Here is a 23,021-nt window from a genome sequence, read left to right as displayed (position 1 = left end):
TCACGGAATGGCCACCCACAGCAGGGTGGCCATTCCGCGTTAACGGCACATATTCGCGCTCGGTAGACTCGAGGGATGCCGGCGCTCGACCTGTCCCTGTCATCTGTCGAACTCACTCGCATGATCTGCGACATTCCGAGCGTCTCCGGCGACGAGAAGACGCTCGCTGACGCGATCTTCGCGGAGATCTCCGCGCTCGAGCACCTCGACGTGTACCGCGACGGCGACACGATCGTCGCCCGCACCCACCTGGGTCGCGCGCAGCGCGTCGTCATCGCCGGGCACATCGACACCGTTCCGATCAACGGCAACGTGCCGACGAAGGACATCGAGGTCGAGGGGGAGCCCTACGTCTGGGGCCGCGGCACCGTCGACATGAAGGCCGGGGTGGCGGTGCAGCTGAAACTCGCGGCAGAGCTTTCCGACCCCCGGGTCGACATCACGTGGATGTGGTACGACCACGAAGAGGTCGACGCGGACCTGAACGGACTCACGCGACTCGCGCGCACACGCCCCGATCTGTTCGCCGGCGACTTCGCCATCCTGGGCGAGCCGTCCGACGGCGCTGTCGAGGGCGGCTGCAACGGCAACCTTCGTGCGATCGTCCGCACGCACGGGGTGCGCGCGCACAGCGCGCGTGCCTGGATCGGCGAGAACGCGATCCACAAAGCCGCTCCGATCCTCGAGCGTCTCGCCGCCTATGTCCCGCGTGACGTCGCCGTAGAGGGCCTCGTCTATCGAGAAGGGCTCAATGCGGTGCGCATCAACGGCGGTGTGGCCGGCAACGTGATCCCGGATCTGTGCGAGGTGGAGGTCAACTACCGCTTCGCACCGAGCCGTGACGTCGCGGAGGCGGAGAGCCACGTGCGTGACGTGCTCGCAGGGTTCGAGGTGGAGGTCGTCGATGCTGCAGCCGGCGCCCGTCCGGGGCTCGACGCACCGCTCGCGCAGGAGTTCCTGGCAGCCGTCGGCGCCGAGCCGCGGCCGAAGTACGGCTGGACCGACGTCGCCCGCTTCAGCGCGCTCGGAGTGCCCGCGGTGAACTACGGACCCGGCGATCCCCACCTGGCGCACCACGACGAGGAACGCGTGCCGGTCGCTCAGATCGAGGCGGTCGAGCAGGGTCTGCGCGCGTGGCTGGCGAGCAGCTGACGCTGTCGCCGGTGACGCGTCCGTCTGCGGCTCGGACTGCTGCGCGGGTCGCGGCGATCTACGTCGCCGCCAGGTTGGTCACCACGCTGTTCCTGTTCGCGGCCACCGAGCTCTCCGGCTTCACGTCCCGGATGGGTGCGGATGCCCGGTTGGGCGACACCGTCGTCGCGTGGGACGGCGAGTGGTATTGGCTGGTCGCGGTCTCCGGCTACCCGAGCCGGCTGCCGCTCAATGACGCCGGCCAGGTCGCTGAGAACGCCTGGGCGTTCCTCCCGATCTATCCGTGGCTCGCGCAGTGGGTCTCGGTCCCGTTCGGCCTCTGGCACACCGGCGCCCTCATCGTGTCGCTGGTCGCCGGGTACGGGGCATCCGTCGCCCTCTACTACCTGCTGCGGAGGCGGCTGGACGAGTCGGCGACGCTCTGGGCTGTGGCGTTCTTCGCGAGCGGACCGCTCGCGGCGCTCTTCCACGTCGGATATGCCGAGGCGCTCAACCTGTTCTGGCTGTTCTGCGCGCTGCTCGCGGTGGCACGCCGGCGCTATGTGTGGCTGTATGCCCTGATCCCGCTGATGGCGTTCACACGACCCGGCGTGCTGGCGTTCGCCCTGTTCCTCGCGCTGTTCGGCATCTGGCGCTGGTTCACACGGGCGCGTGAACCGCTGCGGGCACCGGAGATCGGGCACATCATCGCCGCCGGCCTTCTCGCCGCGGTGGCGGGGTTCGCGTGGCAGTTCATCGCGGGATGGGTGACGGGGAACCCGGACGCCTATCTCGTCACGGAGATGGCCTGGCGGCGCAACTGGATCCTCGGCGACGCGACGTTCACGCCGCTCGAGCCGTTCCTCGCGGGAATCTCCTACTGGTTCGAGACGATGTGGCACCTCCCGCTTGCCCTCGGGTACGCCCTCGTCGGCGGGGGACTGCTCCTCATCGCGGTGGCCCTGGTCGCGCTGCCGCACGTGCGCCGGCTCGGTATCGAGATCCGCCTGTGGAGTGCGAGCTACCTCGTCTACCTCCTGCTGGTCTTCTTTCCGCAGTCGAGCATCTTCCGCCTGCTGGTGCCGCTGTCGCCGCTGTGGGGTGCGTTCGCCGTTCCGCGCTCTCGCATCTGGCGGATCGGCGTGCTGATCGCGTGTCTCGTGGGGCAGTGGTGGTGGATCTACAACATGTATGCCCTGGGAAGCACGAACTGGCAGGTCCCATGACGCCGGATGACGGATGCCGCTTTCCCCAGGCGTGCCCGGGGCGTCGGCCCTCACGATAAACTTGACGTGCAGACCATCGATGAAAAGGAGCCGCAATGGCAGCCATGAAGCCGAGAACCGGAGACGGGCCGATGGAGGCCGTGAAGGAGGGTCGACTCATCATCGTGCGCGTGCCGCTCGAGGGAGGCGGTCGTCTGGTCGTCTCGGTGAACGACGCTGAGGCCAAGGAGCTCTACGACGTCCTGGGGGGCGTCGTCAACGCCGCGTAGTCGCTCGTTGCAAGAACGGCCGGTCCGATCGGACCGGCCGTTCTTGCATGCGGTGCGGAGCAGTCAGGGCGTGGAGACGGTGGTGAGCTGCAGCAGTCCCTCGCCCGTGATCGACAGTGCGCCGATCACCGCGGGAGAGGCCTGCGTCTCCTGAATGAGCGAGCGGTACGCGGTGGTCACGGGGTCCCGCCGCACCGGGTCGGCGACGGCCCCACCGGCCATCACGCGGGGGACGAGCACCGTCCCGCCGGCCCGCACCAGTCGCAGACCGTGCTCGACGTACTCGATGACCCCCTCGGGATCGGCGTCCACGAGCACGATGTCGTAGGACGCCTCGTTCATGCGCGGCAGCACCTCCGAGGCGCGGCCGGTGATGAAGCGGGCACGAGCCGGAGGGATCCGGGCCTCGGCGAACGCCTGGCGGGCGGCGCCGAGATGCTCGGGCTCTTTGTCGATGGTGGTGAGGGTCGCGCGGGGGGAGCCGTGCAGCAGCCAGAGCCCGGAGACTCCGGCACCCGTGCCGATCTCGACGATGTTGAGCGCCTGTGACACCGCTGCGATGACCGCGCACTGGGCGCCGATCGCCGGGCTGATCGGTGCGGCTCCGAGCTCGAGCGCATGCGCGCGGGCACGCGCGATGTGCTCCGGCTCGCTCGTCGCCTCGTCGACGAACCGCTGGTTCGCGTTCTGCTCTCCCATCGGCATCCTCCGCCCGCCAGCCTACGCGGCCGCGCGGCGCTGGCCGCACAGGCACGGCGGTAATCTGAAGGCATGATCTTCGGCCTCACGATCGAGAAGCTGCTGCTGATCGGACTCGTCGCGGCACTCATCCTCGGACCCGAGCGGCTGCCCCGCTATGCGGAGTCGCTCGCCGGCCTGACCAAACGGGCGCGGACCTGGGTGACGACCGCACGGACGCGCATGCGCGACGAGATGGGCGAGGACTTCGACGACGTCGACTGGCGCACGCTCGACCCTCGCCAGTACGACCCGCGTCGCATCATCCGTGAGGCGCTCCTCGACGACGCCCCGGTCGCGAGCATCGCGGCCTCCCAGGCGCCGTCCGCACCCATGCCGCCGACGACGCCGGTGCGGTCGCCGTACCGCAGCCCGATCGAGGGCCCGACGCCCTACGACAGCGAAGCGACCTGACCCCGGCGCTGTTCAGCGCGGGCGGAACGGGAGCGAGCGGCCCGACAGTCCGCGCGGCGTCTGAGCCAGCGTCTCAGCGATGCCGGCGATGGCCCGCGCCGCGGGGTCGTCGGGGTGTGCGATGACCGCCGGGGTTCCGGCATCCGCATCCGTCCGCAGCGTCGGGCTGAGCGGCACCGAAGCCAGCAGCGGCACCTCGGCATCCGGCTGCGAGAGCGCCTCTGCGACCGCGGCGCCGCCGCCCGCGCCGAACACATCGACCGTCGTGCCGTCGGGAAGTGTCATGGCGGCCATGTTCTCGACCACCCCGATGACACGCTGCCCGGTCTGACGCGCGACGACACCGCTGCGCACCGCGACGTCGGCCGCCGCCGCCTGCGGCGTCGTGACGACGAGCACCTCGGCGTTGGGCAGCAGCTGCCCCACCGAGATCGCGACGTCGCCGGTGCCGGGCGGCATGTCGAGCAGGAGTACGTCGAGGTCGCCGAAATAGACGTCGGTGAGGAACTGCTGCACGGTGCGATGCAGCATGGGCCCGCGCCAGGCGACGGCGCCGACCGGCGTGTCTGCGGCGGAGCGGCGCAGGAACATGCCGATCGAGATCACCTTCACGCCGTAAGCGACGGGCGGCAGCATGAGCTCGTCGACGCGCGTCGGCTGCGGCACGGTGCCGTCTGCCGCGACGAGCCCGAGCTGGCCCGGGATCGAGAACCCGTGCACGTCGGCGTCGATGAGCCCGACGGCGAGCCCACGTGCGGCCAGCGCGGCGGCGAGGTTGGCGGTGACGGTCGACTTGCCGACGCCGCCCTTGCCGCTCGTGACGGCGATGACGCGCGTGAGCGTGCCGGGACCGAAGGGCATCTCGCGCGCTCGTCCGCCGCGCAGCCGCTCGGTGAGCGCGTGCCGCTCGGCCGGAGTCATGACCCCCACCTCGAGTGCGACGTCCGTGATCCCGGGAACGGATGCCGCGGCCGCGCGCACGTCGGAAGCGATCCGGTCAGCCGCGGGACAGCCCACGATCGTGAGGGCGATCGCGACGTTCGCGACGCCGTCGTCCACCGAGATGTCACGGACCATGTCGAGCTCGCCGATGGGTCTGCGCAGCTCGGGGTCGGAGACAGCGCCGACGGCGGTGCGGACGGCGTCCGCGGAGGCCGGGCTCATCGGGCGGCGCCGTCCTCGACCTCAGGGGAGCTCTCGAGCTTGTCGAGCATGGCGCGCAGCTCGCTGCGGAGGACGTCGCGCGTGAGGACCTGGTCGGCGAAGTCGTTGACGGCCATCCGCAGGGCGACGACCTCGCGTGCGAGGTACTCCGTGTCGGCGAGGTTGCGCTCGGCGCGCTGCCGATCCTGCTCGATCTGCACGCGGTCGCGGTCGTCCTGCCGGTTCTGAGCGAGGAGGATGAGGGGCGCGGCATACGACGCCTGCAGCGACAGGATCAGCGTGAGCAGCGTGAAGTTGGTCGCCGCGGGATCGAACTGCAGCTGCGGGGGCATGAAGATGTTCCATGCCAGCCACACGGCCACGAAGATCGTCATCCCGATCAGGAAGCCCGACGTGCCCATCGCGCGTGCGAACGCCTCCGAGAAGCGGCCGAAGCGGTCGCTGGACGGCTGTGGGGTGCGCTGCAGCATGCCCGAGCGGCCACGAGGGGCGTCGAGCGACGGCTGGCGGGTGCTGCGTGCCATCAGCGCCTCCTCCCTGTGCCGGATGGCTTGCCGAGCACAGACGTGCTGGCGGTCGTGGTGGGTACGGACTCGGATGCCGGGCGTTCATCCTCCTCGGCATCGTGCGATCTCCAGTCCTCGGGGAGGAGATAGTCGAGCACGTCGTCGACGCTGACCGCGCCGACCAGCCGATGGGCGGGGTCGACGACGGGCAAGGAGACGAGGTTGTACGAGGCGAGCAGACGAGCGACTTCGGCCGCCGACGCTGTCGCCGGCACCGGGTCGAGCGTGTCGTCGATGATCGCCCCCAGCCGCTCGTGCGGCGGGTAGCGCAGCATCCGCTGGAAGTGCACGGTGCCGAGCAGGCGCCCCGTGGGTGTCTCGTACGGAGGAAGGGTCACGAAGACAGCGGCCGCGAGCGCGGGGTGCAGCTCGTGACGACGGATCAGCGCGAGGGCCTCGGCGATCGTCGCATCGGCGGAGAGCACGATGGGCTCACTCGTCATGAGGCCGCCCGCAGTGTCGGGGCCGTACTTGAGAAGGGCGCGGACGTCTTCCGCCTCCTCGGGCTCCATGAGCTCGAGGAGCTCTTCGCGCTGGTCCTCGGGGAGCTGTCCGAGGACGTCGGCCGCGTCGTCGGGCTCCATGGCGTCGAGGATGTCGGCGGCGCGCTCGTCGTCGAGGGCTTCGAGGATGTGGACCTGCTCCTCTTCGGGCATCTCCTCGAGGGCGTCGGCGAGACGGTCATCGGGGAGCTCGTCGACGACCTCGAGCAGCCGCTCCTCGGGCAGGTCGAGCAGCGTGTTCGCGAGGTCGGCGGGCCGCAGCTCGGAGTACGTCGCCACCAGCTGCTCGGCGGACTGCGCCTCGCCGGGCACCTGGCTCTCGCGCACCGCGTCCCAGTTCGCGAACGTGGTGGGACCCTTGGCGAAGGGGGAGGCCGTTGTCTTCGGCTTGCGCAGGAAGAGCTGCCCGACGTCCCACTCGCCGAGACGGTTGCGCTCGATCGCCACGTCCTCGATCACCGCGGTTCCGGATCCGTCGGCGAAGAACACCTTGCGGCCGAGGAGTTCCGCCATGACGCGCACCTCGCCGCCGCGCTGCTGGAAGCGTCGGACGTTGATGAGCCCGGTGGTGATGACCTGGCCGGTCGCGATCGAGGTGACGCGGCCGATCGAGACGAACACGTTCCGCCGGCCGGGGATCTCGACCATGAGCCCGATCACACGGGGCGGATCGTCTTTGCGGTAGATGACGACGACGTCGCGGACCTTGCCGAGGCGGTCGCCGGCGGGGTCGAAGACCGAGCACCCGGACAGGCGCGCGACGAAAACCCTCTGCGTGCTCACACGTCCCAGCGTAGTCCGCGCGCCGTGGGAGGATGGGGAGATGACCATGATGGGAGGGCGCTCTCCGCAGAGTTCTGACGCGGTCGGGCAGACCGTGGCGAACTTCCCGACGTACGAGGCGGCGCAGAAGGCGGTGTCGTCCCTCATCGCGGCCGACATTCCGGCACGCGACATCGCGATCGTGGGGCAGGGACTCCGTTCGATCGAGCGCATCACCGGCCGTCTGGGCTACGCGTCGGCCGCGCGGTCGGGCGCGGTGAACGGACTCCTCCTCGGCCTTCTCTTCTCGGCGATCCTCGTCATCGGCTCGCCGTCCGTGCCGATCCAGGCATTCGTCGGCGTGCTGTTCGTCGGCATCGCGATCGGAATGCTGCTGAGCATCGTGGCGTACTCGTTCGTGCGCCGGCGCCGCGACTACGCGTCCGTGATGCAGGTCGTCGCCGACCACTACGAGGTCACCGTCACCGACAACAGCGTCGGCCGGGCGCGTCAGGTGCTCGGCCCCCAGACCGCCGTGACGCCCGCCGTTGCGGTCGTACCGACGGCACCGGTTGCCCCGGGCCCCGCGGCTCCGTCCGCCGAGCCGCCGAAGTACGGCGAGCGGGTCGCGGCGAAGCCCGATGCCGAGGGCGAGCCCGGCGATGAGGCCGCACCCGGAGCGCACGCCGTGAGTCCCGAACCGGTCGAGCGCCCCGGCGAGCCGACCGAGCCCGAGCCGTCGACCGACGCGAGGCAGGATCACGCCGACGCGCCGCACGCGGACGACAGCAAGAGCGCATGAAAGAAGACGGGGATCCCTCGCGGATCACCGTCGCGCTCCCGAACGGGAGCGCCGAGGTATCGGCCGACCTCGTCATGCCGTCATCGGCATGGGCGTTCGCGGCCGTGGCGCACGGTGCGGGCGCGGGGTATCGGCATCCGTTCCTCACCGGATTCGCCGACGCGCTGGCGCGAGAGGGCGTCGCCACGCTGCGGTTCAACTTCCCGTACGTGGAGGCGGGGAGACGGATGCCGGGACCTGCGGCGCACGCGATCGCGGCGTGGGCGGCGGTCCACGCCGAGCTGGCAGAGCGCGCCGCGGGTGCGCCCGTGTTCGCGATGGGCAAGTCGTACGGCGGACGCATGGCGTCGATGGCGGCGGCGGAGGGTGTGATCGCTCCTGCAGGCCTGGTGTACCTCGGGTACCCGCTGCATCCGCCGGGGAACCCCGACAGGGCTCGCACTTCACACCTGCCGGACGTGTCGCAGCCGCAGCTCTTCGTCGAAGGCACGAACGACCCCTTCATCGACCCGCATGAGCAGCTCGAAGAGGCCGTCGCGTCGTGCCAGGTCGGCGAGATCGCCTGGATCGACGGCGGTGGGCACTCGTTCGAGGTGAAGGGGCACAAGCGTGCGCCGGCCGAGATCGCGGCCGGCCTCGCACCGATGGTCGCCGAGTGGTTGCGCCGGGCTCACTCCGGAGCAGGACCCACGTAACGCCCCCGCGGTCGCAGGCGCATGGGGCGTTCGTCGTACTCGTCCACCGCGTGCGAGATCCAGCCGACGATGCGTCCGATCGCGAAGATCACCGACCCGGCGTCATCGGACATGTCAGCCCACACGGTGAGGGCAGCCAACGCGAGGTCGAGGTTCGGACGCACGTCCGCACGGCGCGCCACCTCGTCGGCGACGGCGTCCACCGCGGCGAGGACGCGCGCGCTCTGCGGCGCCTCCCGCAGCAGCTCGAGGAGCACGCTCGCGCGCATGTCGCCCCCGGCATAGAGCGACTGCCCGAACCCGGGGATGCCGCGACCCCCGTCGCGCACGGCGCGCGCGATCGCGGTCGACGGTGCGTCGCCGTCGCGGACGGCCCGCAGCAGCTGCGCGGCCGCCCGGCTCGCGGTGCCGTGCAGGGGCGCATCGAAAGCGCCGAGAGCGGCGGTGACGACGGCGTATCCGGAGGCGCGGGCCGACGCCGCGACACGCGCGGCCAGGGTGGAGACGGCGAGATCGTGGTCGATGACGAGCACCAGTGCCGCGTCGAGGAGGCGGGGTCCGCCAGGGAGGTCATGCGGAGCGAGTGCGCCCCACAGGGTCCGTGCGACGTCCGGCTCCTGGCCGGCGGGAGCGAGCGCGGCGGCCAGGCCTGTGACGAGCCGCGCCCCCACGCGCACCAGCTGCGACGCATCGGAGTCGTCGCGCAGAGGGTCGGTGGCCGCGAGAGCCGCCACCGCGACGATCAGCCGGTCGACCGGCGGCGCGGTCGGGCCCAGCGCCTCGATCGTGCGCCGGGCGACGACGAGGTCGGCAGGCGACGGGGAACGGAGTGCGGTTACATCCCACAGCCAGGTCACGACCTCCTCGAACGACGACCCGCGCGCGAGCCGCGCCGCCGACCGCTCGCGGTAGTGCAGTTCGTCGTCCTCGATGTGGGCGAGTCCGGTGTCGAGCACCATGAGCGGGGTGCCCGGGGCCGGCGAGCCGGGGGCAGCACTCGGGGAGCGCCGGCGCCGGCGCGCGAACGCCTCCACCTCCAGCGGATCGAACGACGAGCCCGCGGCATCGCGCTCTCGCGACAGCAGTCCCCGCGACACGTACGCGTACAGGGACTCCGGCTTGACGCCGAGACGAGCCGCCGCCTCGGCCGCGGTCAGGCGGGGAAGGTCGCTCATGATATTGATCCGATCAAGATTGACGAAAGCATGATCAAGTTCCGACACTGACTGTAGCGGGAACGATCGCCCACGGTGCGGTCGACCTCCCGGAGACCTCGAGCAAGGAGCCGACATGACGACGACACGCCTCACCCCGATCGACGCGCCGCGGGGCCTCGCCGGCGTGATCGTCGCCGAGACCACCGTGAGCGATGTCCGCGGGGCGGAGGGCTTCTACCAGTACCGGGATCGGTCGGCGATCGAGCTTGCGGAGACCGCGAGCTTCGAAGACGCCTGGCAGCTCCTCGTCACCGGCCAGGACGCGACGGATGCCTCCCGCCCGGGGTTCGCCGCCCGTGTCGCCGATGCCACGACCGGGCGGCGCGGCGACCTCGGGCCCGTCGTCGACGCGGTCTCGGCGGCGACGCCGGACGTGCTCGCCGGGCTCGCGGCCGCCTGGCCGCTGCTCGGCGCGAGGCGCGGCATCCGTCCGCTCTACGATCTCGACGAGAACGGACGTCTCGCCGATGCGATCGCCCTCGCCGCCGCGACGCCGGTGCTCGTCGGTGCCCTCTGGCGGCGCGGTCGCGGAGAGCGCGAGCTGCCCGTGCTGGAGGGCCGGGGCGTCGTCGCGAACTACCTCCGGCAGGTCACCGGACGCGTTCCGGACGAGGCGACCGAGCGTGCTCTGACCGCCTATCTGATCGCCGTCATGGACCACGGCTTCAACGCCTCCACCTTCACCGCCCGGGTCATCGCCTCGACCGGCGCGGATGCCGCGGCCTGCCTCGTCGGCGCGCTCGGAGCCCTCACGGGACCCCTGCACGGAGGTGCTCCGTCCCGTGCGCTCGACGGTCTCGACGCCGTCGGCACCGACGACCGCATCGACCCGTGGATCCGTGGGGAGCTCGCGGCAGGGCGGCGACTGATGGGGTTCGGGCACGCGGTGTACCGCACCGCGGACCCGCGCGCCGAGCTGATGAAGCGCGTCGCGCTGCGCACGGGTGGGCCGCGGGTCGAGCTCGCCCTGCGTTTCCAGCAGAGCGCCGAGCGGCTGCTCGCCGAGGCGAAGCCCGGCCGTGAGCTCCACGCCAACGTCGAGTTCTGGGCGGCGCTCGTGATGGAGCGATGCGGGATCCCGCGCTCGATGTTCACGCCGACGTTCGCGGTCGCGCGCACGATCGGGTGGACGGCGCACATCCTCGAACAGGCGCGCGACCCGAAGATCATCCGCCCGTCGGCGCGGTACGTGGGGCCTTCGGTGCGGGTGGCGGCGGCCTGAGCGGCACTATCGTCCGGCGGCGTACCCCTGCATCCCGCGCGGGTTCGCCGCGCCCCACAGGACGCCGGTGGCGGCATCGCGTCCGACGGCCGACACGCGGCCGAGCGCCCAGTCGCCCGCCCGGGTGACGCGGTGGCCGCGGCGCTCGAGCCCTTCGATCAGCGCCTCGCCGAGCCGGTTCTCGACCACGGCACCGGCGGGCGTCCAGGTGCGAGGCCAGAAGGACTCGGGCATCGACGTGGTGTGCAGCGCGGGCGCATCGATCGCCTGCTGCGGCGTATAGCCGCCGACGATGATGCGCAGCAGGGCCAGCAGCTGCCACTGGTCCTGCTGATCGCCGCCGGGGGAGCCGATCGCGAACTCCGGTGTGCCGTCCCGAAGCACCAGCGTGGGGGTGAGGGTCGTCCGCGGGCGCCTCCCCGGAACGAGCGACGACGGATGCCCCGGCTCGAGCCACGCCATCTGCAGACGTGTGCCGAGGCAGAACCCGAGCGCCGGGACCGTCGGGGAGGACTGCAGCCACCCGCCCGAGGGAGTCGCCGAGACGATGTTGCCCCACCGGTCGATGACGTCGAGATGGCACGTGTCTCCGCGCGTCTCGCCGGTCTTGGCGACGGTCGGCTCACCCGTGCCGACGGCGGGCGCGTCGTAGGTCGTGCGCAGCGGGGGACGGAACGGCGCGCGGCCGGGGAGCGCACCCGGGCGGAACTCGGCCGAGGCCTCCGACGAGATCAGAGAGCGCCGCTCCTCGAGGTACTCGGCCGACAGCAGCGCGTCGAGGTCGACGTCGTCGTCCCCGAACCATGCGTCGCGATCGGCGTACGCCAGCTTCTGAGCCTCCAGGATCGTGTGCGCGCCCGCCTCCTGTGACGGGTCGAGCAGCTCGTCGGCGAGGGGTTCGAGCAGTCCCAGCGTCTGCAGCAGCGCGGGGCCCTGCGTCCACGCGCCGGCCTTCGCGATCGTGCGGCCGCGGAATTCCCGCGTGACGGCGGGCTCGTAGCCGGCGTCGAAGCCTGCGAAATCGTCCGCGGTGATGACCGCCGCGTGCCGGCCCCCGCCGGAGTGGCGGTGCGGCTGCGACAGGAACGCGGATGCCTCGCGCGCGACGATCCCCGTCTTCCATTCGCGCCGTGCGGCGTCGATGCGGGCAGCGCGTCCGACCGGCCCGTCGTCGCGCACGGTGCACGACGCGTGGACCAGCGAGTCGAGAACCTCGGCGTAGGCCGGGTTCCGCACGACTCGACCGGCGACCGGAAGCTCGCCGTCGGGCATCCACAGGTCTGCCGACGTCGTCCAGTCGTCGCGGAAGAGCTCGGCGACGCGCGCGATCGTGGCGGCGGCGCCCGCCACGATCGGGTGCCCGTCGCGCGCGTAGCCGATGGCGTACGAGAGGACGTCGGTGAGCTCCCACGTCCCGTGGTCGCGCAGCAGCAGGAGCCAGGCGTCCACGGCGCCGGGCACTGCAGCCGCGAGGCCTCCGGCGCCGGGCGTGAGGTCGAGACCCTCGCCGCGGTAGTGCTCGATCGTGGCGCCGGCGGGAGCCGGCCCCTGACCCATGAGCACGGTCGGGGCCACAGCATCCACCGGCTGGAAGATCGCCACGAGATCGCCGCCGGGTCCGTTGAGATGAGGCTCGACGACGTGGAGAACGAAGGCCGCCGCGACTGACGCGTCGAAGGCGTTGCCGCCCCGCTCCAGCACCGCCTGTGCGGTGGCCGTCGCGAGCCAGTGCGTGGACGCGGACATGCCGAACGTGCCCGTCAGCGTCGGGCGCGTCGTGAAGGACGACGGGGCTGTGTAGTTCGACAAGCTGACGACCGATGAGAGGTTCAGCGGCCGCCGCGGGCGATCCAGGCCTCGACCTCGTCGGCGGTGCGCGGGATCGCGGCGGACAGGTTGACCGGTCCGTCGGCGGTCATGAGGATGTCGTCCTCGATGCGCACGCCGATGCCGCGGTACTCCTCGGGGACCGTGATGTCGTCGATCTGGAAGTACAGTCCGGGCTCGATCGTGAAGACCATGCCCGCCTCGAGGATGCCGTCGTAGTACATGTCGCGGCGTGCCTGCGCGCAGTCGTGAACGTCGATGCCCAGGTGGTGGCTTGTGCCGTGCACCATGTAACGACGGTGGTGGCCGCCACTCTCGGCGTCGAGCGCCTCCTCGGCGGTGACGGGGAGGAGACCCCATTCGGCCACGCGCGTCGCGATGACCTGCATCGCCGCCTCGTGGATCGAGCGGAACTTCACGCCCGGCTTCGCCACGGCGAACGCGGCGTCGGCGGCCTCGCGCACAGTCTCATAGACCTTGCGCTGCACGTCCGTGAAGCGGCCGCTCACCGGCAGCGTGCGCGTGATGTCGGCGGTGTAGAGGCTGTCGACCTCGACGCCGGCGTCGATCAGGATGAGGTCGCCGGGGACGACGGCGCCGTCATTTCGCGTCCAGTGCAGGTAGCACGCGTGGGGCCCGGACGCGGCGATCGTGTCGTAGCCGACCGCGTTGCCGTCACTGCGCGCGCGCTGGTGGAAGACACCCTCGACGACGCGCTCGCCGCGGGGGTGCTCGACGATCGCGGGGAGGTTCGCGACGATGTCGTCGAAACCGGATGCGGTGACCTGGACGGCGAGCTCCATCTGGCCGATCTCATAGGCGTCCTTCACGAGGCGCAGCTCCGAGACGAACCGGGTGAGGTCGTCGTCCTCGTCGAGCACGACGTCCCCGTCACCAGCCTCGAAGTCGTCGATGTGCGCCGTCGCGAGGCCGAGGTCGGAGGCGACGCCCGCCAGAGCGGGGCGCGGGCCGATCCAGAACTCGCCGATCGAGGCATCCGAGTAGAACTCGCTCGTCGTGCGGTCGGCACGCTCGCGGAAGTACAGTGTGACGTCGTGGCCACCTGACGAGCGAGGCTCGAACACCAGCACGGCGCCGGGCTCTGCGTCCGAGGCCCACCCCGTCAGGTGCGAGAAGGCCGAGTGCGCGCGGAACGGGTAGTCGGTGTCGTTGCTGCGCTGCGTGAGCTCGCCCGCCGGGATCACGAGGCGCTTGCCAGGGAAGGCCGCCGAGAGGGCGTCGCGACGCGCCGCCGTGAACGCGGACTGAGGGCGTGCCGGCGGAGCGGACTCGGGGCGTTCGGCCCATCCGGTCGAGATCGTGTCGAGGAAGCCCTGCCCGTACGGCTGACGGCGATTCGTGCTGGTCGAGGTCGGGGTCGAGGTCTCGGTGGTGCTCGTGGCGCCGGGGGACTGCTCGCTGGCTGCGCTGCTCATGCCTCCCAGTCTCGCACGCGCGTGGGAGCGCGGGCAGTTCAGCCGGCGGGGTCGTACTGGACGATGAGCGGGCGGTGGTCGGAGCCGGAATCGTCGAGCGAGCGCAGCACGAGCGAGCCCGTCGCCCGCCACTGCGCCGTCGCCATCACATGGTCGATCGGGGCGCCGAGGATGGCCGGCATGTCGGCCGACCACGTGCCCAGCGCGCCGTTGCCGGTCTCGGTCGCGGCATCGGTGCAGTGGCCGATCGTGGCGCCGTCGAGCCCGAGACCCGACATGTGGTCGACCGTCGCGTTGAAGTCTCCGGCCATGATCACGTTGCCGTCGCCGCACTGATCGGCAAGCCACTGGAGGTCGTCGCGCCAGTTCTGCATGTAGCTCGGGCGCGGGGCGACGGCGTGCACTGCGACGACGATGGGCCCGTCGCCCGAGACCGGCATGGCCACCGCGCTGGGCACGGTCGAGGTGTTGCTGCTGCCGTCGAGCGAGGACTCGATCACGGCGTAGTCGCCCAGTTCGGGCGAGATCAGGAGCGTCGTCGAGCCGGCGTCCCATTCGGTCGACGGGTCGGAGGCGTGGTGCGCCCACATGCGATGGCCGAGGTCGCGCATCGCGAGGGCGACGCTCTCCCCGGTCTCGATGGTCGTCTCGGGCAATGCCACGATGTCGGCGTCCATCGCGACAGCGATCTTCGCGATCGTCTCGGGCGGTGTCGCCGCGCCGGCGGTGTTCCACGTCATGACGCGGACGGACGCCTCGGTCTTCGCCGGGAGCGGGTCGCTGCCCAGGCCGCCGCGGGACGACAGCACGGCGACGTTCGCGACGGTCGCGAGCCCCGCGACCACCGCGATCGAGAAGGCGAACGCGCGGATCGGGCGGGCGGTCGCGAGGAGGAGCGCCAGCAGCGCCGCGGCGGCGAACGCCAGCGCGAGGATGCCCCGGAACGACACGATCTGGGCGACGGGATAGAAGCGCTCGACGCGGAAGAAACCCGGGAAGGTCAGCACCGCAGCGGCGATGGCGCACAGCACGGTGACGAGGATCCCGAGCAGGCGAAGCACGACGGCGACTCTATGCGAGCAGGCTGTGAGATCCGTCAGCGCGCGCGGGCGTCGCGCGAATCGCGCCGCGCTACGCTCGGAGGATGCCCAGACTGCAGCCGTTCGAAGGACCGAGCGACCTGCATCTGCACTCGGCGAACTCCGACGGCACGCAGCCGCCCGCCGAGGTCATGGCGTCCGCCCATCGGCACGGCGTGCGGACGGCGGCGCTCACGGACCACGACACCACGGCGGGCTGGGCCGAGGCCGCCGAGGCCGCGACCTCCCTCGGCATGACCTTCATCCCGGGGATGGAGCTGTCGGCGCGGCACGAGTGGCGCAGCGTCCACGTGCTGGCGTACCTGCCTGACCCTGACGAGCCGGCGCTGCGCGCCGAGACCGCACGCATCCGGTCCTCGCGCCTGGATCGCGCCCGCCTGATGGCCGACCGCATCGCGCGCGACTACGACCTCGTGTGGGACGACATCCTCGAGCAGACCAGCGACGGCGCGACAGTCGGCCGGCCGCACATCGCCGACGCCCTGGTGGCGCGGGGGCTCGTCCGCGATCGCGCCGAGGCCTTCGCGGGCATCCTGAGCCCGCGCGGCGACTACTACGTCGCCCTCTACGCGCCGGATCCGGTGACCGCGGTGGGACTCGTCGCGGGCGCCGGGGGAGTGGCCGTCATCGCGCATCCGGCCGGGCGTGCCGGCCTGCTTCCGATGCGACTGATGGAACGGATGCTGGATGCCGGCCTCGCAGGCTTCGAACTGGGTCATCGCGAGAACCGCGACCCCGCTCTCACGACCCTGCGCGACCTGTGCCGCGAGCGCGATCTCGTGGTGACGGGATCCAGCGACTACCACGGTCTCGGCAAGCCCAATCAGCCGGGCGAGAACACCACCACCGATGAGATGGTGGCGCGCATCATCGCCCGGGCAACAGGAAGCGCCCCCGTCTACCCGTGAAGGGAGGACGAGGGCGCCTCGGACCGCGGATGCCGCGGGTCAGATCATGACGATCAGCCCAGGGCCTTGGCCTTGAGAGCGTCGTACTCGGCCTGCGTGATCGTGCCGGCGTCGAGGAGACCCTTCGCCTTGGCGATCTCGTCGGCCGGGCTGGCGCCTGCACCCGCGACGGACTTGATGTAGGCGTCTTGGGCGCTCTGCAGCTCCGAAGCCTCCTTCGCGCTGCGCTTGGCCATGCCGTTTCCGCGCGCGATCAGGTAGACCAGCAGCGTCAGGAAGGGCACGAAGATCAGGAAGATGATCCAGACGGCCTTCCACCAGCCGTTCAGCGTGTGGTCGCGGAACAGGTCGGCGATCACGGCGAACAGCGCGAACAGGTACGCCATGAAGAAGAAGATCCAGAGGAACCACCAGATGATGTCCCAGAAGGAGCCCCAGAAGCCCTGATACTCATAACCGGTGGTGACGGCCTCGATGATGCGCATCGTGTGCCTTTCGTGAATGCGGAATACCGGCGCCCTGTGCGCCGTCTGCGCTCACCATAGCGTTGTCGCGGCGCCGGATGACGGCGCCGCGACAGGAGAAGACGGATTCAGGCGCCGACGGTGGCGCCGCCCGCGGGGGTCGACCCGCCGCCGCTGCCGCCGCGGCGGCGACGGCGGCGCCGCGGGGCGGGCTTGCCGTCGTGGTGCTCCTTGCCTCCGCCGTCGTGGGTTCCGCCCCCGTCGGTGGAGCGGTCGCCGTCGGTGTTCGCCGGCGTGCCGTGCTCCGGCGAACCGGCGGCACCCGCATCGGCGGTCTGGAAGGTGGAGCCGACTCGCTCTGACGAACCCGACCGGCGACGGCGACGCCGGCTTCGCGGAGCCTGGCCGTTCGTCTCGACCTCGGCGGCAGCATCCGCCGCGCTCTCGGGCTGGACCCGGACCGCCTGGGTCTTCGGGGCCGTCACGATGCGGCCCTTCGTGCCTGCGGGGATGTCGAGGTCGGAGAACAGGTGCGGGCTCGACGAGTAGGTCTCGACGGGCTCGGGCTGGCCGAACTCGAGGGCGCGGTTGATGAGGGCCCACTTGTGCAGGTCCTCCCAGTCGACGAAGGTGACCGCGATGCCGGTCTTGCCCGCGCGGCCGGTGCGGCCGGCGCGGTGCAGGTACGTCTTCTCGTCGTCGGGGATCGTGTGGTTGATGACGTGCGTGACGTCGTCGACGTCGATGCCGCGCGCGGCGACGTCGGTCGCGATGAGGACGTCCTTCTTGCCGGCCTTGAAGCCCGCCATCGAGCGCTCGCGCGACTCCTGGCTCATGTCGCCGTGGACCGCGCCCGCGTTGAAGCCGCGGTCGTTCAGCTCGTCGACGAGCTTCTGCGCGGCGCGCTTGGTGCGGGTGAAGATCACGGACTTGCCGCGGCCCTCGGCCTGCAGGATGCGGGCGATGACCTCGTCCTTGTCGAGCGAGTGCGCCCGGTAGACGAGGTGCTTGATGTTCGCCTGCGTGAGGCCCTCGTCGGGGTCGGTGGCGCGGATGTGGATCGGGTTCGACATGAACCGCCGCGCGAGCGCGACGATCGGGCCGGGCATCGTCGCCGAGAAGAGCTGCGTGTGACGGACGGCCGGGACCTTGGAGAAGATCTTCTCGATGTCGGGGAGGAAGCCGAGGTCGAGCATCTTGTCGGCCTCGTCGAGCACGACCTCGGTCGCGTTCGACAGGTCGAGCAGTCGCTGGTTGTTGAGGTCGATGAGCCGGCCCGGCGTTCCCACCACGATCTGCGCGCCGGCCTTGAGCTGGTCGATCTGGCCCTCGTAGGCCTTGCCGCCGTAGATGGCGACGACGCTCGTGGAGCGGTTCGAGGTCAGCATGTCCATGTCTTCGTAGACCTGGACGCACAGCTCGCGCGTCGGGACCACGATGAGCGCCTTGACCCCGGGGGCCGGGTCGACGCCGAGGCGCTGGACGACGGGGATGCCGAAGCCGAACGTCTTGCCGGTGCCGGTCTTGGCCTGGCCGATGATGTCCTGGCCGGGGAGGCCGAGGGGGATGGTCTGCTCCTGGATGGGGAATGCGTCGACGATGCCCTTTGTGGAGAGCGCGTCGACGATGTCCTGATCAACGCCGAGTTCGGCGAAGGTCGTCACGATGGGTGCCTGTCCGGCAGTGGGATGCTGCCTGGGTTCATGCCCTGGCGCGTCCGAGGCCTCTGCGAGGTCGCCGCGCGGGCGGAAAAGCGATCCACGCCCTTCTTTCCCACAGGCGCGGGCGCCCCGATCCGACGCCGGGGCCGACACCCACGATACCGGAGGACCCCGCCGCGAGCGCGGAGGCGGTGTCCCCTCGTAGGCTTTCGTCCATGGTGAAGTGGTTCTGGCAGCGTCGCGACACGGGGCGCAAGCTGCAGCTGCGCTCGCGTGACGAGCTGAGCGGCGGCAATCGCGTCGACTTCGAGGAGCTCGCCCCGGACATCGACACGTTCCTCGGCCAGGCGGCCTATCTGCAGCTCGGCTTCTTCGAGACGCTCACCGAGCTCATCCAGTCGATCCCCGAGCTGGGAGAGAAAGAGGCCGTGTCCCGTGCCGCCGGCGCGGCCCTCACCAAGCACGAGGCGCTCGTCGCGCTCATCCGCGAGCGCGGCGACGACCCCACCGAGATCATGCGACCGTTCCGGGAGCCGCTGGACGCCTTCCGGGCGGCCACGCACGGCGTGCGCACGCAGGAGACGATGCTCTCGGTGCACATCACCGCAGGCATGCTCGACGACTTCTACCTGGCCCTGTCAGCGAGCTACGGGGAGACCGGCGACCGCGTCGCGCACATCCTGCAGGCCGATGACGACCGCCAGGCCATCGTCGAGCTGATCTCCCAGGCCATCGCGAGCGACCCGGAGTGGAAATCGCTGCTGGCGCTGTGGGGGCGCCGCCTCGTCGGCGACACCCTGCTCATCGCGCGCGCCGCGCTGCGGCCGACCGACCTCGGCCCGGTGGCCGAGGAGAAGGTGGAGCCCGTCTTCACCGAGCTCATGGCCGCGCACTCGCGCCGCATGGACGCCATGGGCCTGGCGGCCTGACGCGCCGAACGGATGCTGCGGCCGCGGGTCGCGCTCAGCCGAGCGTCATCAGCCGATGCCGAGGCGCGCCTTCTCGCGCGCGTCGTGGGCGACGCGGGCGCGGGAGATGAGGGTGATCGCCGGGTAGGTGACGACCATCGGCACGATGAGCGCCGCGAGCCACGGCCACGGCGTGTCGATCCCGACCCCGAGCCAGGTCAGGATCGACCACGCGGCACCGGCCGACACGGCGCCGATCATGGGCGCCAGGACGACCCCGCGCGTCAGGCGCTGGTGCAGCTGGAAGTGGATGCCGATGCCGACGACCGCGCCGACGATGAACGCGATGAGGATCTGCATGTCCGGGGTCCGCTCAGGCGACGAAACCGACGCGGCGCGACTCCTCGGAGCCGAGCTCGATGTACGCGAGGCCCGCGGTGGGGACGATGTACGAGTTGCCCTTCGCGTCGGCGAAGGTGACGTGCGTGGCGCCGGCGTCGAGCGCCGCGGCGACGGACTTCTTCACGTCTGCCGCCGGCTCGTTCGTCTCGAAGTTGAGCTCGCGGCCGGTGTTCGCGATGCCGATGCGGATCTCCACGTGACTGACCTCCTGCGCGGGGCGATAGTTGTGTGCCAGATGGCTGAGGGCTCCTCCTGGCGGAAAGGCTGAGGGCTCCCCGGACGCATGGCAACTCTACGACACCGCGCAGGGGCATCCGCCCGTCGCCGGAACGCTCTGGGCGAACGGCGGATGTCGCGCCCTCGCGCTAGCGTCGGAGGGTGACTTCGGGCAAGGCGGATCGTGCGGCGTGGACCCCGGACGCGGCGCAGCAGACGGTGCTGGCGCTGCCGCGGGAGGCATCGGGCGTCGTGGTGGGCGCACCCGGCACCGGCAAGACCGAGACGCTGATCGCGCGCGTGGCCGCCGTGATCCGGGCCGGCGTGGATCCAGATGCCGTGCTCGTGCTCACCCCGTCGCGTCAGACCGCGACGGCGCTTCGCGACCGCCTGGGCCTCGCGGTCGGAGTCGCGACGACGGGGCCGCTCGCGCGGTCGGTCGCCTCGTACGCCTTTCAGGTCGTGCGGGCGCACGCCGTCGCGGCGGACGCGGATCCGCCGCAGCTTCTCACCGGCGGCGACGAGGACCAGATCATCCGCGATCTGCTCGAGGGCGACGACGAGGACGAGGCGGCCGGGATCGTGCGCTGGCCGGACTGGCTGGGCCCGGCGATCCGCGGCACGGCCGGGTTCCGCACCGAGGTGCGCACGTTCCTCGCCGAGTGCACCACCCTCGGCATCGGGCCGCGCCGCCTCCGCGAGCTCGGCGAGCGCCACGAGCTGCCGGCCTGGGTGTCGCTGTCGTCGTTCTTCGGCGAATACCTCCAGGTGCGGGGCGCCATGCGCGGGGCGCACCGGGACGCCGCGGGTCTGGTCCGCGAAGCGGTCGGGCTGCTGCGCACGGCACCGGCCGGGAGCCCTGCTGTCGACCGGGTGCGCGTGGTCATGGTCGACGATGCGCAGGAGCTCACCTTGGGCGGCGTCGAGATGCTCGAGGCGGTGCGCGCCCGAGGCGCCGCCGTGCTCGCCTTCGGCGACCCCGATGTCGGGTCGGGAACGTTCCGCGGCGCGACGCCCGAGAACTTCGCCCGCCTTGCGGCATCACTGGGTGCCGTGCACGTGCTCACCGCAGGGCATCGCGGGAGCGCGTGGCAGCGCGAGCTGGTCGGCCGCGTCACTCAGCGCATCGGCGCGGTCGGCGTCGTGGCCCACCGCGGCGCGGCATCGGGCGCCGAGGCCGACGACTCCGTGCGGGTGCTGACCCTGCGCTCCGCGGCCGAGGAGTACGACGCCATCGCGCGGGTGCTCCGCGAGCGCCACGTGCACGACGGCGTGTCGTGGAGCGGCTGTGCCGTCATCGCGCACGACACCCGGCAGGTAGCGGCGCTCGAGGCGGAGCTGTCGGCGCGAGAGGTGCCGGCGCGTTCGAGCGGACCGGGGCGCGCCCTCGGCGCCGTGCGGCCTGTGGCGGACCTGCTGCGGCTCATCGAGCTGGCGTCGCGCGACGAGTGGACGTTCGATGACGTTTCGGCGGCGCTCGTCGGCACGTACGGACGACTCGACGTCATCGAGCTCCGCCGGCTGCGCTCGGCACTGCGGCACGCCGAGCTGCGCCGGATCATCGACAGCACGGCGGAGGACCCGGACACCAGGGCAGCCGCGGAGAGCGACAAGGGTGAGGGCGTCGCCGAGCGCTCGGGTCGCGACCTCGTGCTCTCGGCGATGCGCCAGCCGCTCGAGTTCGACCTGCTCGACACGCGCGAGGCCCGGCGCGCGGCATCGCTGGCGCGCACGCTCGAGGTGCTGCGCGAAGACCTCGACCGCGGTGCCACGGCGCACGAGCTGCTCTGGACCGCGTGGGACCGCAGCGGACTCGAGCGCACATGGGGCGAGCTCGCGCGCGGCAACGGTCCACTGGCAGAGCAGGCGCACCGCGACCTCGACGCCCTGGTCGCGCTGTTCCAGGCCGCGAAGCGATTCGTCGAGCGCTCGCTCGACGCCGATCCGCGCGTGTTCGTGCGGTCGATCCTCGACAGCGGCGTCGCCGAGGACCGTCTCGAAGCGCCGACGCGCGACGACAGCGTGCGTGTCATGACGCCTGCCGGAGCGCTCGGGCTCGAGTTCGACACCGTGGTCGTGGCCGGCGTGCAGGACGGTGTCTGGCCGAACACGAGACTGCGCGGCAGCCTTCTCGACACGTGGCGTCTCGCAGACGCGGCCACCCGTGCCGACGGCGAGACGCTCGGCGCGTTCGACCGCCGCCGCGCGGCGTTGCACGACGAACTCCGCCTGCTCGCGCGCGCGTTGTCGCGGGCGACGGCCCGCGTGATCGTGACGGCCGTCGATGACGACGACTCGGGCCCGAGCGTGTTCTTCGAGCTGCTGCCCGACCCGGAGCCCTTCGATCTGGACCACCCCGTGTCCCTTCGCGGGCTCGTGGCGCGGCACCGGCGCACCCTGACCGCCGCCGGTCCACGGGCGGCCGCCGTTCCCGGGTCGCTCGCCGCGCCCGCGGCGCGCGCCGCGGAACAGCTCGCGCTGCTGGCGGATGCCGGGGTGCCGGGTGCGTCGCCGCGCGAATGGTACGGCGTCCCGGGGCCGACATCGACCGGCCCGCTGCGCGACCTGTCGAGAGAGGACGTCCGCGTCTCGCCCTCCCGGCTGCACGCCCTGGAGGAGTGCGAGCTCAATTGGGTCATCGCCGATCTCGGCGGCGACCCCGGCGGCACCACCGCAGGCCTCGGCACGATCATCCACGCGGCGCTCGAGCACGCGGCCGGTCACGATGAAACGGCGCTGTGGGCCGAGGTCGAGTCGCGCTGGGGCGAGCTGACGTTCGAGGCGGCGTGGCGCGACCGCGCCGAGCAGACCCGTGCGCGCGACCTGGTGCGGCGTCTGCACCTCTACCTGCGGCGCTTCGACGACGCGGGCGGCACGCTGATCGGCGCCGAGCCGCACTTCGAGGTGGTGATCCCGCTGGAAGACGGGACGCCGATGGCCGTCCCCGAGGCCTCCGAGCACCGCGTGATCCTGTCGGGCTACATCGACCGCGTCGAGCTCACGCCGGAGGGAACCGTCGTCATCATGGATCTCAAGACCGGCAAGCGCGAGCCGCAGACCGACGCCAAGGTGCTCGACAACCCCCAGCTGGGTGCGTACCAGCTGGCCTTCGAGTCGGGTGCGATCCCGGAGGCGAACGGCCATGCGCCCGGTGGCGCGAAGCTCCTCGTGCTGCGGCCGACCGCGACCAGGTCCGACTACGTCACCCCGTGGCAGCCGCCGTTCGACGATGAGCGCCGTGACGCATTCGTCGGCCGGATCCGCACGGCCGTCGCCGTCATGCGCGGCGAGAGCTTCACCGCACCGTACGAGGAGCATTGCCGCGACGAGCACTCCTACGGGCTGTGCCGGATCCACACCGTCGGCGCGGTGAGCGCCTCGTGACCATCG

Annotated in this window: 22 protein-coding genes; 10 read left to right on the top strand and 12 right to left on the bottom strand. The window is 71.5% G+C overall.

What is annotated here, in order from left to right; genetic code table 11:
* The first annotated feature begins 75 nt into the window (after positions 1 to 75).
* From dapE to Q9R33_RS11725, 3 genes are all read left to right on the top strand, one after another.
* Positions 76 to 1,152, top strand: coding sequence for a succinyl-diaminopimelate desuccinylase (gene dapE, locus Q9R33_RS11735; RefSeq protein ID WP_311293828.1), 1,077 nt, complete (start codon positions 76 to 78; stop codon positions 1,150 to 1,152).
* Positions 1,134 to 2,357 carry a hypothetical protein gene (locus Q9R33_RS11730; protein ID WP_311293827.1) on the top strand — a complete coding sequence of 408 codons (1,224 nt, stop codon included), beginning with the start codon at positions 1,134 to 1,136 and terminating at the stop codon, positions 2,355 to 2,357. Before dapE ends, Q9R33_RS11730 begins: the two co-directional genes overlap by 19 nt.
* Positions 2,358 to 2,452: 95 nt before the next feature.
* On the top strand, positions 2,453 to 2,626 hold the full coding sequence (locus Q9R33_RS11725) for a DUF3117 domain-containing protein (protein ID WP_019179788.1): 174 nt from the start codon (positions 2,453 to 2,455) through the stop codon (positions 2,624 to 2,626).
* A 63-nt stretch (positions 2,627 to 2,689) separates the two neighbouring features.
* Here Q9R33_RS11725 and Q9R33_RS11720 read toward each other — a convergent pair whose 3' ends face one another.
* Positions 2,690 to 3,325, bottom strand: a complete 636-nt coding sequence (locus Q9R33_RS11720) for an O-methyltransferase (RefSeq protein ID WP_056367899.1) — start codon at positions 3,323 to 3,325, stop codon at positions 2,690 to 2,692.
* Positions 3,326 to 3,397: 72 nt separating this feature from the next.
* Here Q9R33_RS11720 and Q9R33_RS11715 point away from each other — a divergent pair, with 72 nt between their 5' ends.
* Complete coding sequence (locus Q9R33_RS11715; RefSeq protein WP_056367896.1) at positions 3,398 to 3,778, top strand: hypothetical protein; 381 nt, start codon at positions 3,398 to 3,400, stop codon at positions 3,776 to 3,778.
* Positions 3,779 to 3,790: 12 nt separating this feature from the next.
* On the opposite strand, the gene Q9R33_RS11710 is transcribed toward Q9R33_RS11715, so the two are convergent.
* From Q9R33_RS11710 to Q9R33_RS11700, 3 genes are read right to left on the bottom strand one after another with little or no spacing between them, the layout of a single operon-like run.
* Positions 3,791 to 4,942, bottom strand: a complete 1,152-nt coding sequence (locus Q9R33_RS11710) for a P-loop NTPase (protein WP_311293826.1) — start codon at positions 4,940 to 4,942, stop codon at positions 3,791 to 3,793.
* Entirely contained in the window at positions 4,939 to 5,466 is a 528-nt protein-coding gene (locus Q9R33_RS11705; protein ID WP_311293825.1) for a DUF1003 domain-containing protein, read from the bottom strand. The genes Q9R33_RS11710 and Q9R33_RS11705 overlap by 4 nt, the downstream gene beginning before the upstream one ends.
* The gene (locus Q9R33_RS11700) at positions 5,466 to 6,794 is read right to left on the bottom strand and encodes a magnesium transporter MgtE N-terminal domain-containing protein (protein WP_056367891.1); all 1,329 of its coding nucleotides are present in this window, start codon (positions 6,792 to 6,794) and stop codon (positions 5,466 to 5,468) included. The genes Q9R33_RS11705 and Q9R33_RS11700 overlap by 1 nt, the downstream gene beginning before the upstream one ends.
* 40 nt (positions 6,795 to 6,834) lie before the next feature.
* On the opposite strand from Q9R33_RS11700, the gene Q9R33_RS11695 reads away from it, so the two are divergent.
* On the top strand, positions 6,835 to 7,575 hold the full coding sequence (locus Q9R33_RS11695; protein ID WP_310250912.1) for a general stress protein: 741 nt from the start codon (positions 6,835 to 6,837) through the stop codon (positions 7,573 to 7,575).
* Positions 7,572 to 8,270, top strand: a complete 699-nt coding sequence (locus tag Q9R33_RS11690; RefSeq protein WP_311293824.1) for an alpha/beta family hydrolase — start codon at positions 7,572 to 7,574, stop codon at positions 8,268 to 8,270. The genes Q9R33_RS11695 and Q9R33_RS11690 overlap by 4 nt, the downstream gene beginning before the upstream one ends.
* Here the strand turns inward: Q9R33_RS11690 and Q9R33_RS11685 are convergent.
* The gene (locus tag Q9R33_RS11685; protein ID WP_311293823.1) at positions 8,246 to 9,445 is read right to left on the bottom strand and encodes a citrate/2-methylcitrate synthase; all 1,200 of its coding nucleotides are present in this window, start codon (positions 9,443 to 9,445) and stop codon (positions 8,246 to 8,248) included. The two genes, Q9R33_RS11690 and Q9R33_RS11685, sit on opposite strands and share 25 nt — an antisense overlap.
* 115 nt (positions 9,446 to 9,560) lie before the next feature.
* Between Q9R33_RS11685 and Q9R33_RS11680 the strand changes: the two genes are divergently transcribed.
* Positions 9,561 to 10,709 (top strand): citrate/2-methylcitrate synthase, encoded by a 1,149-nt coding sequence (locus Q9R33_RS11680; protein WP_311293822.1) that lies wholly within the window; start codon positions 9,561 to 9,563, stop codon positions 10,707 to 10,709.
* 6 nt (positions 10,710 to 10,715) lie between these two features.
* Here Q9R33_RS11680 and Q9R33_RS11675 read toward each other — a convergent pair whose 3' ends face one another.
* The 3 genes from Q9R33_RS11675 to Q9R33_RS11665 all read right to left on the bottom strand — a co-directional run bounded on the left by Q9R33_RS11675 (position 10,716) and on the right by Q9R33_RS11665 (position 15,033).
* On the bottom strand, positions 10,716 to 12,455 hold the full coding sequence (locus tag Q9R33_RS11675) for a gamma-glutamyltransferase (protein WP_311293842.1): 1,740 nt from the start codon (positions 12,453 to 12,455) through the stop codon (positions 10,716 to 10,718).
* 83 nt (positions 12,456 to 12,538) lie between these two features.
* Positions 12,539 to 13,972 (bottom strand): aminopeptidase P family protein, encoded by a 1,434-nt coding sequence (locus Q9R33_RS11670; protein ID WP_311293821.1) that lies wholly within the window; start codon positions 13,970 to 13,972, stop codon positions 12,539 to 12,541.
* A gap of 38 nt (positions 13,973 to 14,010) precedes the next feature.
* Complete coding sequence (locus Q9R33_RS11665) at positions 14,011 to 15,033, bottom strand: endonuclease/exonuclease/phosphatase family protein (protein WP_311293820.1); 1,023 nt, start codon at positions 15,031 to 15,033, stop codon at positions 14,011 to 14,013.
* 83 nt (positions 15,034 to 15,116) lie between these two features.
* Between Q9R33_RS11665 and Q9R33_RS11660 the strand changes: the two genes are divergently transcribed.
* Positions 15,117 to 15,980 (top strand): PHP domain-containing protein, encoded by an 864-nt coding sequence (locus Q9R33_RS11660; RefSeq protein WP_056367880.1) that lies wholly within the window; start codon positions 15,117 to 15,119, stop codon positions 15,978 to 15,980.
* 53 nt (positions 15,981 to 16,033) lie between these two features.
* On the opposite strand, the gene Q9R33_RS11655 is transcribed toward Q9R33_RS11660, so the two are convergent.
* Together Q9R33_RS11655 and Q9R33_RS11650 are read right to left on the bottom strand one after the other, a co-directional pair.
* Positions 16,034 to 16,465: an SHOCT domain-containing protein gene (locus Q9R33_RS11655; protein ID WP_056367878.1), complete on the bottom strand. Its 432-nt coding sequence runs from the start codon at positions 16,463 to 16,465 to the stop codon at positions 16,034 to 16,036.
* Between the two features lie 107 nt (positions 16,466 to 16,572).
* On the bottom strand, positions 16,573 to 18,108 hold the full coding sequence (locus Q9R33_RS11650; protein ID WP_311293819.1) for a DEAD/DEAH box helicase: 1,536 nt from the start codon (positions 18,106 to 18,108) through the stop codon (positions 16,573 to 16,575).
* A 212-nt stretch (positions 18,109 to 18,320) separates the two neighbouring features.
* On the opposite strand from Q9R33_RS11650, the gene Q9R33_RS11645 reads away from it, so the two are divergent.
* Positions 18,321 to 19,034: a ferritin-like fold-containing protein gene (locus Q9R33_RS11645; protein ID WP_056367874.1), complete on the top strand. Its 714-nt coding sequence runs from the start codon at positions 18,321 to 18,323 to the stop codon at positions 19,032 to 19,034.
* A 48-nt stretch (positions 19,035 to 19,082) separates the two neighbouring features.
* On the opposite strand, the gene Q9R33_RS11640 is transcribed toward Q9R33_RS11645, so the two are convergent.
* Together Q9R33_RS11640 and Q9R33_RS11635 are read right to left on the bottom strand one after the other, a co-directional pair.
* A complete protein-coding gene (locus Q9R33_RS11640; RefSeq protein WP_056367873.1) occupies positions 19,083 to 19,373 on the bottom strand; it encodes a hypothetical protein in 291 nt (96 codons plus the stop codon).
* 13 nt (positions 19,374 to 19,386) lie between these two features.
* A complete protein-coding gene (locus Q9R33_RS11635) occupies positions 19,387 to 19,611 on the bottom strand; it encodes a DUF3107 domain-containing protein (protein ID WP_045296833.1) in 225 nt (74 codons plus the stop codon).
* A 182-nt stretch (positions 19,612 to 19,793) separates the two neighbouring features.
* Here Q9R33_RS11635 and Q9R33_RS11630 point away from each other — a divergent pair, with 182 nt between their 5' ends.
* Entirely contained in the window at positions 19,794 to 23,015 is a 3,222-nt protein-coding gene (locus Q9R33_RS11630; RefSeq protein ID WP_311293818.1) for an ATP-dependent DNA helicase, read from the top strand.
* The last annotated feature ends 6 nt before the right edge of the window (positions 23,016 to 23,021 follow it).

The sequence above is a fragment of the Microbacterium sp. PRC9 genome (genome assembly GCF_031844125.1).
Lineage (GTDB): Bacteria > Actinomycetota > Actinomycetes > Actinomycetales > Microbacteriaceae > Microbacterium.
The sequence above is the reverse complement of the archived record's forward strand: the minus strand, read 5'-3'. Positions and strand labels throughout refer to the sequence as shown.